Raw genomic sequence first — 16,516 nt, forward strand, 5'->3', positions numbered from 1 at the left:
TAACCCGCCAAGGGAAACATGACTAACAACTTACGATTGTTCAAGGATCTAACATCGTGACTGATTAATATCTTTCTACGGAGTTATAGATAATGAAAACACTTTCGCCAACTATTCAACGTATTTCCTATGCAGCCATGCTAGCCACTTTCATTGTGGGTATTGCTGTCGCGACAACAGGCCATGCAGAGCCATTAAGCCACAATGTCACCAGTGCAGCATTACAGATTCAAACTGTTCAGCTAAATCAGCAAACATTACAATCTGAAAATGTCTATGAACAAAAACAAGAGCAGATGTTATCGAATCAATTAGCGAAAGCTGAAGATAAACATGTGGCAAAAATCTGTGATAAATTTGGATTCGCATACGACCAAGAAAGCTATGCCTGCAAACGATAACTTATCGATATGATACAAAGCCCTGAATACTTCAGGGCTTTGTTGTTTAAAAACATAGGCTAAAAAGGAAACCTTGCACTAAGCTTAGGATAGGTTTGCTTTAACACTTTGGGTTTAGTCGAAAATTTCTTTCCCGCAGGGGTTTTCGTGCCTGAAGGCACAAAAGGTAATTCTTGCCCGCTGCGATCTTCATACAGCTTACCTGCAATTAAATCAAAATCTTCAATAAAGGGATAAGCGTAGTTATCTTTAGTTGGCCAATCCGTCAACTCACCTAGACTATCTGGATCTGCAACAATTTTGTCATACCAGTCTTTGCCAAGGGACAAGATAAAACAACGAAACTCAGCAAAGGCATAGTCTGAATCACAGCCTGTAATAATGTATGCCGCGCCCCAAATTGACCAAGTGTAACTGCGGCGCAGTTGTTGCCCAAACATTTTATCAAACGCTTTTAGGCTATCATTATCGAGCAAGGTTAGTGATTGCTCTAGTTGATGCACTATTTGCTCAGAAGACTGCTCGGCATAATCACGAGTTACCAGTTGCCAAAATTGTTGCTCAGTCATCTATCTTTCCCATATTCAGTCGAATTACGTTATTCTATCGCAAAATCATTCTCGTTAGGCTGACTAACAATAAAATTAAAGGCTAGATATGATTAAATCCGCGATAAAACCGCCATTAAGCATTATTGTGCTTATCCTTATCTATACTGTGATGACCTTATTTGCTTTATGGCGCGCCACTCAATTAGCAGCCTTTGATATTGTCACCTTGGGCGGTTTTCCAGTTCTTGCTGGATTATTGTTACAAGCCAAATGGGCTAAGGTGGTACTTTGGGTTCATCTCGGGCTACAAACTTTAATATTTGCAGCCTTAGCCACAACGGCATTTATTGCTTATCAAATTACCCCTGAAGACGTAAAAGTAGAGTTTGCAGGGCAAATTATTCCTATTTGGTTAGTAGTGAGCAGCGCAATCAGTTTGCTAGTTGTTCAATGGTGGGCGGGACTAAGTTCAAAAAGTCGACAGTTTTTTAATCGTTCATCGATTAACACCCAAGCTTAATACTTCCTAGGTAAGCTAAAAATAACCTGTGGTATAGTCCGCAAAGTGATACACATTATAAAGAGTCTTAAAAATGCACAGTTTATCTCCAAGTGAGTTATCAATTTTATTGCTAGAACCTTCCGACACACAACGAAAAATAATTATGTCGAAGTTGCAGCAAGAAGGTGTTTCTAGTATTCAAACCGCCACCAACTTAGCCGAGGCCAAGGAGATGATCATGCGCCATAAGCCTGATCTTGTCGCCAGTGCGTTACATTTTAGCGATGGAGAAGCAACCGACTTGCTTCAACACATCAAACAGACGCCAGCGCTAGAAGATATTCAATTTATGCTGGTCTCTAGCGAGTGTCGCCGAGAGCAGTTAGAAATATTTCGTCAGTCTGGCGTTGTGGCAATTTTACCAAAACCTTTTAGTGCCGATCATTTAGCAACCGCATTAAATTCAACCATTGACTTAATCAGCCATGACGAACTGGATTTAACCCATTTTGATGTTCATAACCTCAGAGTGCTTGTAGTGGATGACAGCCGCTTAGCGCGTAATGTGATCAAACGCACTATTGGTAATTTAGGTATTCAAATTATTACCGAGGCTGAAGATGGTGCACAGGCTATCAATTTGATGCAAAACAACATGTATGATTTAGTAATCACTGATTACAACATGCCCAGTGTAGATGGATTAGCACTTACTCAATATATCCGCAATGAAAGCCAACAATCACACATTCCTATTTTAATGGTGTCATCAGAAGCCAATGATGCTCACTTAACTAATGTATCAAGCGCTGGGGTTAATGCGCTTTGTGACAAACCATTTGAGCCTAACTTAGTCAAACGCATCCTGTTTAAATTGCTAGAAGAATAGATAGAGCGCACATTTAGCACTCTTTTTGTTTTTTATCAGACAAAAGACTTTTAAAGCCACAATGCTTATGGCATGTTAATAACGTTTTAAAAATACAATTCTATGGAAAGCAGAGAATATCAATATGAACAAAAGCGAATTAATTGCAAAAATTGCTGAAAATGCAGATCTAACTAAAGCTGAAGCTGGCCGCGCCTTAAAATCTTTTGAAGAAGCCGTGACTGAAGCAATGAAAAATGGCGACAAAATTTCTATCGTTGGTTTTGGTTCATTTGAAACCTCACAGCGCGCTGCACGTACAGGCCGCAACCCACAAACGGGTAAAGAAATTCAAATTGCAGCGGCAACTGTTCCTAAGTTTAAAGCAGGCAAAACACTGAAAGACAGTGTTAATTAATTTAGCCCTCAATCTAAAAACCTCCTTAATGGAGGTTTTTTAATGCCTCAATTTTGCACAACTCATGTGCAATGGCGCACCATTACAAAGCAACAAGTATGCAACATAATGATGCGGTGCAATATAAGCTATTGAAATAAAACGAAATTCAAAAGTGGCACAACCTTCGCTTTCAAATAAATCAGATAATCAAACATTTAGTACTCTGGACTTAAAAACAAAGCACTAAATGAACAATAAAACTTTGAGGGAAGAAGATGAAAAAATCACTATTAACAGCAGTTATCTTATCAAGCACAGTGTTTGTCAGCAGTTCAGCATTAGCTGAAGTGTCAGGTAATATTGGCGCTACATCTAACTACTTGTGGCGTGGTGTGACTCAAACTGATGATTCAGTCGCCGTTCAAGGTGGTATTGATTACGCTCATGAATCAGGATTTTATGCCGGTGGTTGGGCATCAAATGTTGATTTTGGTGACGCTGCTACCTACGAGTTTGATTTATACCTCGGTTATGGCGGTAGCATAGGTGAGGATGTCACTTATGACCTAAGCTATCTTTACTATGCCTATCCAGATGCAGATAGCAGTTACAACTTTGGTGAAGTCTCTTTTGCATTAGCATGGGAATGGTTAGATGTAGGGTATTCAAGAGTGGTTAATGCTCAATCTGATGTTTCAGGCGCAGACAGTGAAACAGATTGGGGTTATGCACAAGTCAACTTAACCTTCCCATTAACCGAGAAAGTAAGCCTTGGTCTTCACTATGGTTACTCACATGGTGATGTGGTTAAAGACCTGTTTGACGGCAGCGCATACTCTGATTACAACCTCAGCGTCAGCACTGAAACTGATTTTGGCACCATCTCATTTATGGTATCTGATACTGATCTTGAGGACGATGATGCCAAAGTGGTTCTTGGCTATTCATATGGCTTTGAAATGTAAACCTATCAACAATAGACGCTAATTCTATGAGCGCTAGCTCAATACTGACAATGCCACCATAGGGTGGCATTGTTGTTCTCATTTGTTCAACAATTCAAGGCAAGATTAGCAAGCGTGAAAATAGCTGCTAAGCTAAAATGTGAAGGTAAAAAAAACTGTTCAATACGAGCAATATATTTTGCTTTTCTGCAGAGAGTTTTTTCGTTAGAAAGTGCTTATTGATTTAGCACTTAGCTTTATATTAGTTATGAGGGTTTTGTTATGGCTAATCTTAGTGAAAGAGTTCCAGATGATACAGAAATTGAAGCAATGACTTCACCACGTAATCCAAAATCAGCTGAAAACTTACGCCATAAACGGGAAGTGAAACGCCGCTTGGAAGACTATTTAGAACAAGCGCAACTGCGCAAAGCCATAGGTGATGATGACTTTTTTTAACTAGATTAGCTAAATAAACCACCGTTTACACGGTGGTTTACATTTTTTCGCCCCAAAGTTATCACGACGACACCAGCCAACTTTCGTATTTCCTGCAGCCTCAACCTCAGCTTAATTAACATCAACACCATAGCTACACAGCCACTCAGTATTGAATAATATTCACCAACAAATACCACTAACTTATCGATAATTTGTAAATTTTCAATAGCTACTTAGCAGCATTTAGTGAGATTATCCCACCCTATATAAAATTTTATTTATCGCCAAAGGCTGGGAAATGACAGAGACTAAAATTCGTTACCAACAAGATATTCGGCGTTTTTCAGATGAGCTCATTCGAATTCAGGCACCTATTAAAATTCTTGATACCATTAAATGGCCGCGTCATGTTGAAGATCATTTTTTATCCCAACAAACCAAATCTTTGCCAAAAATCGAAGCTAATTTTTATGACAATGTGCCACTTTCATTCAATACCGACAACACGCAGCAAGAACTAAAACAGTTACGCACAGCGATCATCAAAAGACTGGGTAAACAAGATAAGCTGGGCAAAATTTTAATCGCCAACGTTGAACAATACCTGATTGTGATCGACATGCTCAACAACCGTGGCAAGCCTACTTTTGGCAAACTTAGCCAAGAACTTTATGGAAGTGCTAGCCATAAGCTGCATGGCGATAGAAACACTTTACGTCAGCTTGGCGATCGCCTAAGTCATATTTTTTCGCTGCCCGCAGCAAGACACATGAGTAAACAACACCCAAAAATCATCACAGCCCCACAAGCAGTTGATCATCTCAGCCAACGTTTAGTGAATTACTTTCATGATGATCAAATCCACGTCAAGCTGAGTGACGGTATTGTATCGGATGCTGCAGTTGGTGGAGATACGGTCAAAATAAATACCCGCGCAATGTTTAGTGAATCTGACATGAATGTATATGAAGTACATGAAGGCTGGGTACACGTCGGCACCACACTCAATGGACGCGCTCAGCCCCACGCCACATGGCTCAGTGTTGGCTCACCACGAGTTACGGCCTCACAAGAAGGGTTAGCTGTGTTAATGGAAATGCTAACCCTAAGCTCAAACCCAGGCAGGGCAAGACGGATCAGCGACCGTGTTTCTGCGGTAGACATGGCCGAACAAGGTGCAGACTTTATCGAGGTCTATCGCTATTTTAGAAACCAGCATTTAAGCTCAAAGGACAGTTACCGTGTTACGCAACGTGTTTTTCGTGGCGGCATGGTGCAAGGCGGCAGCTTTTTTACTAAAGATATTTCTTATGTTCGCGGCTACGTTGAAAATATCAACTTTATTCGTAGCGCCATCAGTAGCGGCTTACCCGAACTCATCCCAATGCTATTTTTAGGCAAGCTTGCTATCGAAGATATTCCAGTGCTATTTGAAGCCTATCAGAATGGGTTAATTGCCCAGCCCAAATATTTACCTCCCATGTTTAAAGACATTAGCGGTTTATATGCATGGTTTGGATTTGCATCAGGTATTGGAAATATTGATTTGAAAGGGGTACAACGTCACTTTGCTCGCTCATTCAGTAAAGTAACCATTAATACTCAAGAAGCTGAATTATTCGAAGATGCGGAGTTTGATAACAACTCGGATTAACCCGCTTGATTACTGTTAGCTACATTAAATCATGCAGTTACGTTTTTATAACCAGCTCAAATAAACCAAATAAAAACGGCACACTCCAAGGTATGCCGTTTTTATCTATTGTCAATCAATTACGCTTTAGCTTTTAACTCACGTTGCTTTAAAAAATACTCACGGGTTAAGCCAAATACCACAGGGCTAAGTAACACTAACGCCACTAAGTTTGGTAATGCCATCATGGCATTTAAGGTATCCGCCAACAGCCAAATAAATTCTAATGAGCTCATTGCACCAATAGGGACAACAAGCGTAAAGATTAAGCGGAACGGTTTAACCGCTTTCTCACCAAACAGATATTGCACACACTTTTCACTGTAAAAACTCCAGCCTAAAATGGTGGTAAAGGCAAAAATAGCTAAAGCTATTGCGACAATATAATTACCTAAAGGTAAAGCATGGGAAAAAGCATAAGAGGTTAACGCTGCACCATTTTCACCTGATGTCCATGCACCTGATACAATAATGGCTAAACCGGTAATTGAACATACTATGATGGTATCAATAAAGGTACCTAACATAGCTACTAACCCTTGTTTTACGGGGTTATTAGTTTTCGCCGCAGCGTGAGCAATAGGTGCACTACCTAAACCAGCTTCATTTGAAAACACACCACGCGCCACACCAAAGCGAATTGCAGCCCAAACAGCGGCACCAGCAAAGCCACCTTGTGCGGCCACGGGATTAAATGCACTGTGAATAATGAGCTCGAACGCAGCAGGAATTTGGTCTATATACACCACTAAAACCGCCAAACCTGCAGTAATGTAGAATACAGTCATTAATGGCACTAACTTACCTGCAACTTCGGCAATACGTTTAATTCCTCCCATCAAAACCGCACCAACAAGCACCATTAATACTAAACCTGTAACCCAACTTGGTACGCTGAAGTTGCTGCTAAGCGCATCTGCTACCGAATTTGATTGCACTGTATTGCCAATACCAAAGCCTGCAAACATACCAAAGAAGGCAAAGGCGCTTCCTAGCCATGCCCATTTTTTGCCTAAGCCATTTTTGATGTAATACATAGGACCGCCAACATGGTCACCATTGGCATCGGTTTCTCGATACTTAACCGCTAGTACGGCTTCTGAAAACTTAGTTGCCATACCAACCAGCGCAGTACACCACATCCAAAAAAGTGCCCCTGGACCACCAATAAAAATAGCCGTTGCCACCCCTGCAATATTACCAGTACCAATGGTGGCAGAAAGTGAGGTCATTAAGGCGTTAAAAGGGCTCACATCACCTTTTTCACTATCATCAGTGGTACGCCCTGACCAAAGTAACTTAAAGCCTGTGCCTAATTTTAAAATAGGCATCAGTTTTAAACCGATAGATAAAAATAACCCAACACCTAAAATCATCACCAGCATGGGAATACCCCATACAATGCCGTTGATCCAATTTACAATACTTGTGACCGCTTCCATTAAAAACCTCGTGATGAGCTAATTATTATGTTTATTGTTATTTATGATTATTGCTTGCTGCGAAAATTAAAATTAAGGTCTATTTTCAGCAATTTTTTAGAGTACCTTGATTAGCGTATTTTTTGCAACAATCCCCTGTTTTAAATTGCAGTACCTAAACCATTAACTAAACAAGTTTATCCAGAACATTTATAGTAAAGGTGATCTGCAGGTATTTTTCATATCGCCTTATAAGTATCTAAACCTTACTGCAAATCCTCTCCTAGGATCTACTTAACCATCAATAGCTAACATTAGAAAATACAATTATGGGGTAAAAATTTGAACACTGGCTTTGGAGAGGTGCTGAGCAGAGGCGATGTTATCTAAACAAGACTGACATACGCATTGCTGTTTATCGAGGAGAATTTGGGGATGCTGTTGCTGATATTGCTCAATCAAATCGACAGCAGAAAAATCTGTAGTCAAGCACCAACAGGTTGAAACATCTCCACCATTTGCCATCATGCACTGGTTACTTTGCTGGCAAATTGGACAATTTTTATCTGACAAAAAAGGGCTCCAATTAATGGTTAAACACTTAAACGCCCTAGTAATAAAATTATTTCTAGGGCGTTATTGAGTAGATACGAAGCAGTAACTCGATTACTTTTTAGGAAAATTAGCTGAAGAAGCACTCCCTAAAACCTGATCTGCAACTGTTTTACCGTAATAGCCATCATGCTGATGATATTGCTTTTGAGTGTCACTCACCTGACCTTTAAAACGCGGATCTTGAGGACGCTCTTGCGAGTTAATATAGGATGAAACATCCCAAGCCTGTTGAGGTGTTAATTGGACACTTTTACCTAACGGCATATTTTCATAAATAAAATCTGCTGCGGTGCCAATTCGATGCATACCTGCCCCCCAGTTGTAACTCTGCGCTCCCCATAACGGTGGTAAAGCAGCAATGCCAGCAATCATTTGTCCTTGACCATCTTGGCCATGACAAGATTGACAATGGGCTTGATAAACTTCTGCACCGCGCTCTGGCGAATAAGCGAGTTCAGCTTTTGGGACAGCAGGATAACCTCGTCCAGGAAGTTGTGCTAAGGCATTTGGGTCCATTTTACTTGAGATGAGCTCGGGTAAAATAAAATCATCGCGCTTGGCGCCTTTGACTAATTCACTATCGCTTAACTCAGGCACAGGGCCTGCAACATTGTGCTGACGCATTAACCCAGACATCCCCAACCAATACGAATAAGCAGACAATGCCACTAGCTCTTTACTGCCTGATTCTGGTGCTTTGCCATTCATTGAATACGTAAAACAGCCTTGCAGACGCTCTTCATAACTATTCACTTTGTCATTTTTTTTGCGATAGGCGGGATACGCAAAATAAGCGCCCCACAAAGGAGACGCATTGGCCTTATTACCTGCATTTAAGTGACAATTGACACAATTAAGATCGTTACCCACATTTTTATCACGCAATAATTGAGTATTCACAAATAATTGGTAGCCCAAACGGACTTTATCACCAAACTCACCTTCGGGAATATCGGTTAAAGGCGCTGATTCAAGATATAAATGATCAGCTTGTTTGGGCATTGAAGGTAAAGCTTGCTGGCGATCAGGCAGTTCCTCGGCAATAACATTAATATTGAATCCCACTAATGCCGCTGCACTTAAAATATATTTTGCTCGAAACTTCATAATGTATCCTTACTTCAGCGAGGCAAGATATTGCGCAAGTTGGTCAATTTCGGCAGCGGTTAATTTGCCAGCGACATTGGCCATCATATTATCGGCATCCCCCTTACGAGTGCCCTTTTGCCAAGCTTCAAGCTGGCTTTTAATATAACTCGCTTGTTGGCCAGCTAAACGAGGAAACTGTTCTGCGCCAATGGCAGATGAACCATGACACGAGAAACAAGCAGGTAGATCCCGTGACCAATCCCCTTGATATGCCAGTTTCTCGGCAGGATCGGTAATCGCGACTTTGTCACCACGATAAAGTAAGCTGATGTCGCCAACTGGCTGAGATGCAAAATAATCGGCGGCAACCTGTATATTGTCACCTTGAAGCATCATTGCCATTGGTTGCATTAATGGGTTTTGGCGACTGCCAGACTGAAATAACTTAATTTGAGCTGCCATGTAAGCTGAAGATAACCCAGCTAGCTTTGGCCCTACACCCTCTAATCCCTGGCCTTGAGCGCCATGGCAACTCACACACACTTGCACTGTCGCGGGGACAGATGCATTCACTGGTAGGCTAACGACACTGCATACAAACGTGGCAGCGATTAACGATTTATTCATGGTTATGCCTTTTCAAAATCCATCTTTGTTAATGTCACTTCACTATAGATGAATTTTCAAACAAGCAGCATATTAATAATAGTGACAGAATTCAGATACAAAAAACCTCAGTCGCAATACAACTGAGGCGATAAAAATTAATTGATGCTTTTGAACCCACTTTTAGGATAAATACCTAAAGTTTAGTGCGAACATCTAAGGTTTAGGACGAACACCCAAGGTGTGGCAAATCGCATAGGTTAATTCTGCACGATTCAGGGTATAAAAGTGGAAATCTTTCACGCCTTCACGAGCTAACACTTTGACCATATCAATCGCCACGTTAGCACCAACCAATTGGCGAGTACCAGGGTCGTTGTCTAATCCTTCAAATTGACGGCTTAACCATTGCGGAATGGCAACATTGGTCATATCGGCAAAGCGTTTGGTTTGCTTAAAGTTAGTGACAGGTAAAATCCCAGGGACGATTTCGACATCAATACCCGCCGTGACACAGCGATCGCGAAAGCGTAAATAAGATTCAACGTCAAAGAAAAACTGGGTGATAGCACGATTTGCACCCGCATCAATTTTCTTTTTCAAATGGATTAAATCAGCTTGGGCGTTACGGGCATCTGGATGAACTTCAGGATAGGCCGCAACTGAAATATCAAAGTCAGCGACCGAGCGCAATAAACTAACAAGATCATTGGCAAATCGAGTTGGTTTTGGGCTGCCTTCAGGTAAATCACCGCGCAACGCGACAATATCTTTAATACCAGAGTTCCAGTAATGCTTAGCTAACTCAATTAACTCTTCATCACTGGCGTCAACTAAAGTGAGGTGCGGTGCCGCTAATAAGTTAGTTTCTTTTTGAATACGCTCAATCACACTATGGGTGCGATCCCGCACCCCAGAGTTAGCGCCGTAAGTAACCGAGACAAACTTAGGGTTAAGCGGCTCTAAACGACGAATTGAGTTCCATAAAATGGTTTCCATCTCTGGTGTTGAAGGCGGAAAAAACTCAAATGACACATTGATATCGCTTAGCTCAGATAAGCTCTGATTTAACGACTGTGAGTGTTGGGCATGATGAAAAGCCATGTTCTATTCCTTCAACTGCTTCGATGGTGGCATCGATGGGTGTAATTCTCGGTTTGTTTAAACGGACGTTTAGACGTCTACATGTCTACATAGTAATTTAACTGACTCTGATGTCAAGAATAAAAGTACATAGAATGATTTGAACCACAGTGACAATTTAGCAAGATAACGATGAAAAAAAAGCAAGACCGCTAACCAGCCTTGCTTTTAAGTAGATAACCTCTTGGCAAATAGGCTTTACTCTTGCAATAGATCTCGACAGATTTGCACTAAATCTGATTGCACTGCTGCTGCGGTAACTTCCCTACCTGCACCCGGGCCGCGAATAATCAATGGATTACCTTGATAAAATGCGCTGCGAATAACAAATACGTTATCACCAGGAGTTAAATTGGCATAGGGGTGATTGCGATCAACCCATTGAATTCCTACTTCAGCTTTCAATTTACCTTCGGCTTTATCAAGTGATGCGACATAACGCAGCACCTTATCTTGCTCGGCAGCCGCACTAAATTGCTGTAGCAAGTCATCATCAAGCTCAGTAATGCGCGCCATAAACTCATTCAAGGTTAACTCAGCTAAATGGGCTGGCACTAATGAGTTTAAGGTAATGTCTTCCAGTTCAATTGCCAAACCAATCTCACGCGCCAAAATAAGCAATTTGCGCTGCATATCTCGTCCAGATAAATCATCGCGAGGATCAGGTTCAGTGATCCCTAAGCTTTTTGCTTGGGTGACTAATTCTGAAAATGGCTTACTGCCATCGTAATTTTCAAATAACCAACATAATGTACCTGAAAATATACCGCCTACAGCTTCAATGGTGTCACCACTGTTGCGTAAATCATTAAGCGCATGCTGAATAGGCAAACCGGCACCACAACTGGCATTGTAGCGCCAAAATAAACGACGATTACCTAATTGCAGTTTCAATTCACGATAAAAAGGTAATGGCCCAGAACCGGCTAATTTATTAGCACTAACCACATGAATACCTCTGGCAAATAACTCAGGGTACTGCAAGGTTAATGAGGCGCTGGCACTGATATCTAATGCAACAACTTCATCACAAGATAGCTGCTCAATTTGCTCAAATAAACCATCATAATTCCATGGTTGTGCTTGTTGCTCATATTGTTGCTGCCAGTTGTCTAAGTCCACACCTGCGTTATCAATCAAGGCTTTTTGAGAACTCACTAAACCAACCAATTCTACCGTGGCTTCCAGCTCTTTATTTAAACCAAAGCGCGCACGTTTAAATAAATCAATCCAAGCTTCACCAATATTACCCACGCCCAGTAGCAATACCCCTATGCGCATTCTAGGGCCAGCGCAGCGGCGGTGCACTTTTTGAGTTAATAAGTTCACTTGTGCTTGTGGCACTAAAGTAACCAAACTTAAGCCATCTTGATAGATAGGTTTAGCATCACGGCTGAGCAAACGCGCAAAGCTTCTACGGTATAACTCAGCGTCAGCACTCACCAAGGCCACCAAACCTAAATCGCTGTGTATTTGCAAATCTTCAATCACAAACTCAGCTGCAAAGCTGGCCAATAATGACTGAACTTGCTTTTGGCTTTCAAGCGTAAAGGCTAACTCTAGCTTTTGCTGAGCCAACACCCAATGTGCCAGTGGGGTTAAACCCGCTTGGGCAAAAATAGCTAATAATGGCTCAATACTGGCACTAGATTTAAAGCTAAATAACACCACCTCATTGAGGTTTGTTACTACTGGGGCACTTGCAGATGAGCTTTGTGGGGCTATTAAGGTGAAATCGGTATGCGAAGCATAGCTTGAGCGCACAGCCAAGCTGACCGAGGTATCAAACAATGGCTGCAAAGTACGTGAATGTAACACCGGCGAGCCAAGTCGTGCTAAACGATCGGCTTCAGCAAGCGACATGCTTTTTAATAGTTTGGCATCGTTGATTTTATTCGGGTCAGCATTAAATACTCCTTCAACATCCGTCCAAATGGTGACACGGCCAATGTCAGCTAAACTGGCAATTAAAGTCGCACTAAAATCAGAACCATTACGCCCCAATAATAAGGTATCACCTTGACCATTGGCACAAATAAAGCCGGTGATCACTAATCTTTCATTCGGGTGAGCGGCTAATAATGCTTGCACCTTGGCACGCGATTCATCAACACGAATATTAGGCACAGAGCCTTCATCGGCGACTAAAATAGAGCAAGCATCAACATGAGAAGACGCCACACCTGATTCACGTAACAAGGCCGCCATGAGTCTAGCAGACCAACGTTCACCAAAACTGACAACTTGATTAAGCTGGTACTCATTACGCTGCTCAAGCGATAGCAAACTAATTAATTGAGATTTATCCGTTGATAAACGCTCGCGTAAATCGCGCGCTTGCTCATTAGACAATAACTGTTCGATCAAGGTTTGCTGATAACTAATCAGCACTTGTAGCTCTTCTTGCCACAACTGACCGCTTTCACGCAAATTGAGTAACTTGTATAAAAAATTGGTACTTTTGCCAGCGGCTGACACCACAATTAAGTCATCACTGTTACCATGAGTCAGTAAAATATGAGCGACACGTCGATAACAATCGGCGTCAGCAAGACTTGAACCACCAAATTTATGTAAATGACCACGCGCCATTTGTAACTCCTTAAGCACCCACTACAACGCTGCGACTGCAGCTAATGCGGCTTGAATATCTGCCACTAAATCATCGCCATCTTCAATACCAACAGACAACCTTAATAATGTATCTTTAACACCGGCCTCATAGCGAGCCTCTGGCTCCATTGCTCTGTGCGTCATGGTGGCAGGAACGGCCACTAAACTTTCCACCCCGCCTAAACTTTCAGCAACACTGAACAAAGTTAATGCAGATAAAAAGGCAACCACTTCTGCTTCACCGCCATTGAGTTCAAAACTTAACATAGCACCAAAGCCTTGTTGTTGTTTCGCCGCAATTTCGTGACCTGGATGGTCTTTTAACCCCGGATAATACACTTTTGCAACAACATCACTTTGACTTAACAGCGCAACAATACGCTGGGCATTGACTTGATGTTCGCGAATACGCACCGCAAGCGTACGAATACCGCGTAAGGTTAAATAGCTATCAAACGCTGAGCCTGTTAACCCTAAAGTATTCGACCACCAATGTAGTAGCTCTCCCAACTCGGCATCTTTTGCCACCACAGCACCACCGACAACATCACTGTGCCCATTGATATATTTAGTGGTTGAGTGAATCACAATATCTGCGCCTAAATTAAGTGGCTGTTGCAAAATAGGAGACAAAAAGGTGTTGTCTACTGCTACTAATGCACCGACTTGTTTAGCCGCTTTAGCGATTTCAGCGATATCGACAACACGTAGTAGTGGGTTAGATGGCGTTTCTAACCAGACCATTTTGGGCTTTCTAGCAATAGCCTCAGCCAAAGCTTGTTCGTTGGTTTGATCGACCACCGCCAGTTTAAATTGGCCTTTTTTAGCTAAGTTGGTAAATAAACGGTAACTGCCACCATAGCAATCATGCGGAACAACAAGTAAATCATTTGGACCTAATAAGCTGGTTACTAGGGTAATAGCAGCCATACCAGTGCAAGTCACCACCCCCGTTGCGCCATGCTCTAACTTGGCAATAGCCTCACCTAAAATGCAACGAGTAGGATTACCTGAGCGACTATAGTCAAATTCGCGCGGATTTTTATGGCCATCAAATGAATAATTGGTCGATAAATAAATTGGCGGAACAACAGCACCATATTGTGTGTCACTCTCAATGCCCTGACGCACGGCGACGGTAGCACTGTTATGTTGTTTACAAGACTTGGTCATGGTTGACTCCTAACACGATGAACACACAAAAGAGATGTCTAGATGGCTAAATTTACCTAACAGAACTACTCAGGTCAACAAAAATAGCCGTTTAGACGTCTAAACATCAAGAAATCTATTTGCAATGTGCACTAAAACACAGCAATAATTTGACTAGAGATTGTAAGGGTTTAAAATCTGCAGCGAATTTATAGTAAAGGGTGAGTTAATGACTGAGTGGAATGGCGACTATATTAGCCCATATGCCGAGCACGGCAAGAAGAATGAACAAGTAAAAAAAATCACCGTATCAATTCCTTTAAAAGTATTGAAAGTATTGACCGATGAGCGCACCCGTCGCCAAGTGAATAATTTGCGCCACGCGACAAATAGCGAATTACTTTGTGAAGCATTTTTGCATGCCTACACAGGTCAACCATTGCCTGATGATAATGATTTATCAAAAGATGAGCCAGATAGCATCCCGCGTGAAGCGAAAGCATTAATGGATCAAATGGGTATTGAATGGGAAGACTTAGAGTAATTTCTGCAAATTAGAATTACCCAAACTCTTCAATCACATTCCACCAAGATAACTATCCTATGTGTAGGATAGTTATCTTGGTGGAATGTTGTTTTTACGCCTTTCTTAATTCTGTATGTTCCGTTTTGTAACCCATACTCAATCAGACGCTTATAACGAGTTCCATTTTATGTCATTTATTGATCCCACCACATTGATTTTAGCGTCAGTGATTATTTTTTGCGGTGCATTAACCCAAAGCTTAATTGGTTTTGGCTTAGCCGTGGTTGCCAGTCCACTCCTGTATATTGTTGACCCACAACTCGTGCCTATACCGATAATTGTGATGGGATTTGTTATTTCATTAATGACCTTATATAGAGAGCGAGCTCACTTAGCCTTCAACGGATTGCAATATGCGCTTATCGGTCGAATTCCTGGGGGATTTCTAGGCGCCGCATTATTACTGTTCGCCCAGCAAGCGGTATTAGGCTTGGCCATCGCTGGCATTGTGTTTACCGCGGTTTTGTTAAGTGTGTTTAAGTTTTCAGCGCCGGTAAATCGACTTACCTTGTTTATTGCAGGTGTGGTATCGGGTATTTTTGGCAATATTGCGGCGATTGGCGGTCCACCACTGGCGATTTTATTGTCGGGTAAAGATGCCAGTCAATTTAGGGCGGCATTGTCTGCCTATTTTGTTTTTAGCTCGGTAATTGCACTGCTTATTTTAGTTTTGGTCGGCTTGGTTGAATGGAAGCATATGTGGCTATCTGTGATGTTAATTCCCTCTGTCGTTGCGGGTTATTTCGTTGCAGGGCGGCTTGTTGGCAAAGTGGATAAAAATAAAACCCGCACCGCAACGCTGATCCTGTGCACATTAAGTGCTTTAGTGCTAACCATAAAATCTATCTATGCATTAGCTTAAATGCCCCATATTTAACACAGCCATACTCGCTATATCCGCCTATCACTAAACTTAATCATCTCCTATGAGCTTGATCACACCCAGTCTATTAGATTTTTTTCAATTAAATTTTTATCAATTAGATTTTTCTCATTAACTTGATCTACTTCAAATTAACACTACCTACTTTTAGGTAACATTCTTAACAACAAGGACACGGTTTTAAATTAAAAGTAATTGGGGTGAACCCCATACCCTAGATGAGGATGTGAACAATGAAAATCAATCTAAAAGTTGCCATTGCAATGGCTCTGTTTTTATCACTTGGTAGTCAAGCAATGGCGGCTGAGGGTGGCAATCCGAAAAAAGGTAAACACCTTTATAAAAAAGAATGTAAAGCTTGTCATAGTGTCGGCACAGAAGGACCAGAGTTAACCCCGATGGCAAAAACCATGAGTCAATGGGATCGCTTTTTCAAACGCGATCAACACAAAGCCAAACCTGAAGTATTTAAAGCCTTATCAGAGAAAGATTTGAAAGATATTCAGCAGTTTTTATATGACCACGCTGCGGATTCAGATCAGCCACAAACCTGCGGTTAATAGCCACTTAGGGTTAAACAAGGTGTCGTAATAGGCACAGATTACATC

18 protein-coding genes are annotated in these 16,516 nt (G+C 41.6%); 10 read left to right on the forward strand and 8 right to left on the reverse strand.

The window, feature by feature from the left end:
• Positions 1 to 92 precede the first annotated feature (92 nt).
• Positions 93 to 401 carry a hypothetical protein gene (locus HBH39_RS15525; RefSeq protein WP_167679575.1) on the forward strand — a complete coding sequence of 103 codons (309 nt, stop codon included), beginning with the start codon at positions 93 to 95 and terminating at the stop codon, positions 399 to 401.
• A 59-nt stretch (positions 402 to 460) separates the two neighbouring features.
• Here the strand turns inward: HBH39_RS15525 and HBH39_RS15530 are convergent, their stop codons facing one another.
• Positions 461 to 970 carry a DUF4240 domain-containing protein gene (locus HBH39_RS15530; protein WP_167679576.1) on the reverse strand — a complete coding sequence of 170 codons (510 nt, stop codon included), beginning with the start codon at positions 968 to 970 and terminating at the stop codon, positions 461 to 463.
• A gap of 88 nt (positions 971 to 1,058) precedes the next feature.
• On the opposite strand from HBH39_RS15530, the gene HBH39_RS15535 reads away from it, so the two are divergent.
• The 6 genes from HBH39_RS15535 (at position 1,059) to HBH39_RS15560 (ending at position 5,761) form a co-directional block, all read left to right on the forward strand.
• Complete coding sequence (locus tag HBH39_RS15535) at positions 1,059 to 1,472, forward strand: hypothetical protein (RefSeq protein ID WP_208764171.1); 414 nt, start codon at positions 1,059 to 1,061, stop codon at positions 1,470 to 1,472.
• Positions 1,473 to 1,545: 73 nt separating this feature from the next.
• The gene (locus HBH39_RS15540) at positions 1,546 to 2,343 is read left to right on the forward strand and encodes a response regulator (protein ID WP_167679577.1); all 798 of its coding nucleotides are present in this window, start codon (positions 1,546 to 1,548) and stop codon (positions 2,341 to 2,343) included.
• A 124-nt stretch (positions 2,344 to 2,467) separates the two neighbouring features.
• Entirely contained in the window at positions 2,468 to 2,740 is a 273-nt protein-coding gene (locus tag HBH39_RS15545; protein ID WP_167679578.1) for an HU family DNA-binding protein, read from the forward strand.
• Between the two features lie 257 nt (positions 2,741 to 2,997).
• Positions 2,998 to 3,687: a TorF family putative porin gene (locus HBH39_RS15550; RefSeq protein WP_167679579.1), complete on the forward strand. Its 690-nt coding sequence runs from the start codon at positions 2,998 to 3,000 to the stop codon at positions 3,685 to 3,687.
• Between the two features lie 261 nt (positions 3,688 to 3,948).
• The gene (locus tag HBH39_RS15555) at positions 3,949 to 4,125 is read left to right on the forward strand and encodes a PA3496 family putative envelope integrity protein (protein WP_167679580.1); all 177 of its coding nucleotides are present in this window, start codon (positions 3,949 to 3,951) and stop codon (positions 4,123 to 4,125) included.
• A gap of 280 nt (positions 4,126 to 4,405) precedes the next feature.
• Entirely contained in the window at positions 4,406 to 5,761 is a 1,356-nt protein-coding gene (locus HBH39_RS15560; protein ID WP_167679581.1) for a flavohemoglobin expression-modulating QEGLA motif protein, read from the forward strand.
• Between the two features lie 119 nt (positions 5,762 to 5,880).
• On the opposite strand, the gene HBH39_RS15565 is transcribed toward HBH39_RS15560, so the two are convergent.
• From HBH39_RS15565 to metB, 7 genes are all read right to left on the reverse strand, one after another.
• Positions 5,881 to 7,242: an alanine/glycine:cation symporter family protein gene (locus tag HBH39_RS15565; RefSeq protein ID WP_167679582.1), complete on the reverse strand. Its 1,362-nt coding sequence runs from the start codon at positions 7,240 to 7,242 to the stop codon at positions 5,881 to 5,883.
• Positions 7,243 to 7,548: 306 nt separating this feature from the next.
• Positions 7,549 to 7,794, reverse strand: coding sequence for a cysteine-rich CWC family protein (locus HBH39_RS15570; protein WP_167679583.1), 246 nt, complete (start codon positions 7,792 to 7,794; stop codon positions 7,549 to 7,551).
• A 93-nt stretch (positions 7,795 to 7,887) separates the two neighbouring features.
• On the reverse strand, positions 7,888 to 8,943 hold the full coding sequence (locus HBH39_RS15575) for a c-type cytochrome (RefSeq protein WP_167679584.1): 1,056 nt from the start codon (positions 8,941 to 8,943) through the stop codon (positions 7,888 to 7,890).
• Positions 8,944 to 8,952: 9 nt separating this feature from the next.
• The gene (locus HBH39_RS15580; protein WP_167679585.1) at positions 8,953 to 9,552 is read right to left on the reverse strand and encodes a c-type cytochrome; all 600 of its coding nucleotides are present in this window, start codon (positions 9,550 to 9,552) and stop codon (positions 8,953 to 8,955) included.
• Between the two features lie 195 nt (positions 9,553 to 9,747).
• Positions 9,748 to 10,635, reverse strand: a complete 888-nt coding sequence (gene metF, locus HBH39_RS15585) for a methylenetetrahydrofolate reductase (RefSeq protein WP_167679586.1) — start codon at positions 10,633 to 10,635, stop codon at positions 9,748 to 9,750.
• 237 nt (positions 10,636 to 10,872) lie between these two features.
• The gene (locus tag HBH39_RS15590) at positions 10,873 to 13,266 is read right to left on the reverse strand and encodes a bifunctional aspartate kinase/homoserine dehydrogenase II (RefSeq protein ID WP_167679587.1); all 2,394 of its coding nucleotides are present in this window, start codon (positions 13,264 to 13,266) and stop codon (positions 10,873 to 10,875) included.
• A 21-nt stretch (positions 13,267 to 13,287) separates the two neighbouring features.
• The gene (gene metB, locus HBH39_RS15595) at positions 13,288 to 14,460 is read right to left on the reverse strand and encodes a cystathionine gamma-synthase (RefSeq protein WP_167679588.1); all 1,173 of its coding nucleotides are present in this window, start codon (positions 14,458 to 14,460) and stop codon (positions 13,288 to 13,290) included.
• Between the two features lie 208 nt (positions 14,461 to 14,668).
• Between metB and metJ the strand changes: the two genes are divergently transcribed.
• The 3 genes from metJ (at position 14,669) to HBH39_RS15610 (ending at position 16,468) form a co-directional block, all read left to right on the forward strand.
• Positions 14,669 to 14,983 carry a met regulon transcriptional regulator MetJ gene (gene metJ, locus HBH39_RS15600; protein WP_167679589.1) on the forward strand — a complete coding sequence of 105 codons (315 nt, stop codon included), beginning with the start codon at positions 14,669 to 14,671 and terminating at the stop codon, positions 14,981 to 14,983.
• Between the two features lie 169 nt (positions 14,984 to 15,152).
• Entirely contained in the window at positions 15,153 to 15,887 is a 735-nt protein-coding gene (locus tag HBH39_RS15605) for a sulfite exporter TauE/SafE family protein (RefSeq protein ID WP_167679590.1), read from the forward strand.
• Between the two features lie 254 nt (positions 15,888 to 16,141).
• Positions 16,142 to 16,468 (forward strand): c-type cytochrome, encoded by a 327-nt coding sequence (locus HBH39_RS15610; protein WP_167679591.1) that lies wholly within the window; start codon positions 16,142 to 16,144, stop codon positions 16,466 to 16,468.
• Positions 16,469 to 16,516 lie beyond the last annotated feature (48 nt).

It is taken from the genome of Shewanella aestuarii, assembly GCF_011765625.1.
Taxonomy (GTDB): domain Bacteria; phylum Pseudomonadota; class Gammaproteobacteria; order Enterobacterales; family Shewanellaceae; genus Shewanella; species Shewanella aestuarii_A.

Bases quoted from the DNA above. Each gene is read 5' to 3' on its own strand.
- HBH39_RS15565 (WP_167679582.1), bottom strand. From the start codon at position 7,242: ATGGAAGCGGTCACAAGTATTGTAAATTGGATCAACGGCATTGTATGG.
- HBH39_RS15575 (WP_167679584.1), bottom strand. From the start codon at position 8,943: ATGAAGTTTCGAGCAAAATATATTTTAAGTGCAGCGGCATTAGTGGGA.
- HBH39_RS15525 (WP_167679575.1), top strand. From the start codon at position 93: ATGAAAACACTTTCGCCAACTATTCAACGTATTTCCTATGCAGCCATG.
- HBH39_RS15580 (WP_167679585.1), bottom strand. From the start codon at position 9,552: ATGAATAAATCGTTAATCGCTGCCACGTTTGTATGCAGTGTCGTTAGC.
- HBH39_RS15605 (WP_167679590.1), top strand. From the start codon at position 15,153: ATGTCATTTATTGATCCCACCACATTGATTTTAGCGTCAGTGATTATT.
- HBH39_RS15535 (WP_208764171.1), top strand. From the start codon at position 1,059: ATGATTAAATCCGCGATAAAACCGCCATTAAGCATTATTGTGCTTATC.
- HBH39_RS15610 (WP_167679591.1), top strand. From the start codon at position 16,142: ATGAAAATCAATCTAAAAGTTGCCATTGCAATGGCTCTGTTTTTATCA.
- HBH39_RS15540 (WP_167679577.1), top strand. From the start codon at position 1,546: ATGCACAGTTTATCTCCAAGTGAGTTATCAATTTTATTGCTAGAACCT.
- metB (WP_167679588.1), bottom strand. From the start codon at position 14,460: ATGACCAAGTCTTGTAAACAACATAACAGTGCTACCGTCGCCGTGCGT.
- HBH39_RS15530 (WP_167679576.1), bottom strand. From the start codon at position 970: ATGACTGAGCAACAATTTTGGCAACTGGTAACTCGTGATTATGCCGAG.
- metJ (WP_167679589.1), top strand. From the start codon at position 14,669: ATGACTGAGTGGAATGGCGACTATATTAGCCCATATGCCGAGCACGGC.
- HBH39_RS15555 (WP_167679580.1), top strand. From the start codon at position 3,949: ATGGCTAATCTTAGTGAAAGAGTTCCAGATGATACAGAAATTGAAGCA.
- HBH39_RS15545 (WP_167679578.1), top strand. From the start codon at position 2,468: ATGAACAAAAGCGAATTAATTGCAAAAATTGCTGAAAATGCAGATCTA.
- HBH39_RS15560 (WP_167679581.1), top strand. From the start codon at position 4,406: ATGACAGAGACTAAAATTCGTTACCAACAAGATATTCGGCGTTTTTCA.
- metF (WP_167679586.1), bottom strand. From the start codon at position 10,635: ATGGCTTTTCATCATGCCCAACACTCACAGTCGTTAAATCAGAGCTTA.
- HBH39_RS15590 (WP_167679587.1), bottom strand. From the start codon at position 13,266: ATGGCGCGTGGTCATTTACATAAATTTGGTGGTTCAAGTCTTGCTGAC.
- HBH39_RS15550 (WP_167679579.1), top strand. From the start codon at position 2,998: ATGAAAAAATCACTATTAACAGCAGTTATCTTATCAAGCACAGTGTTT.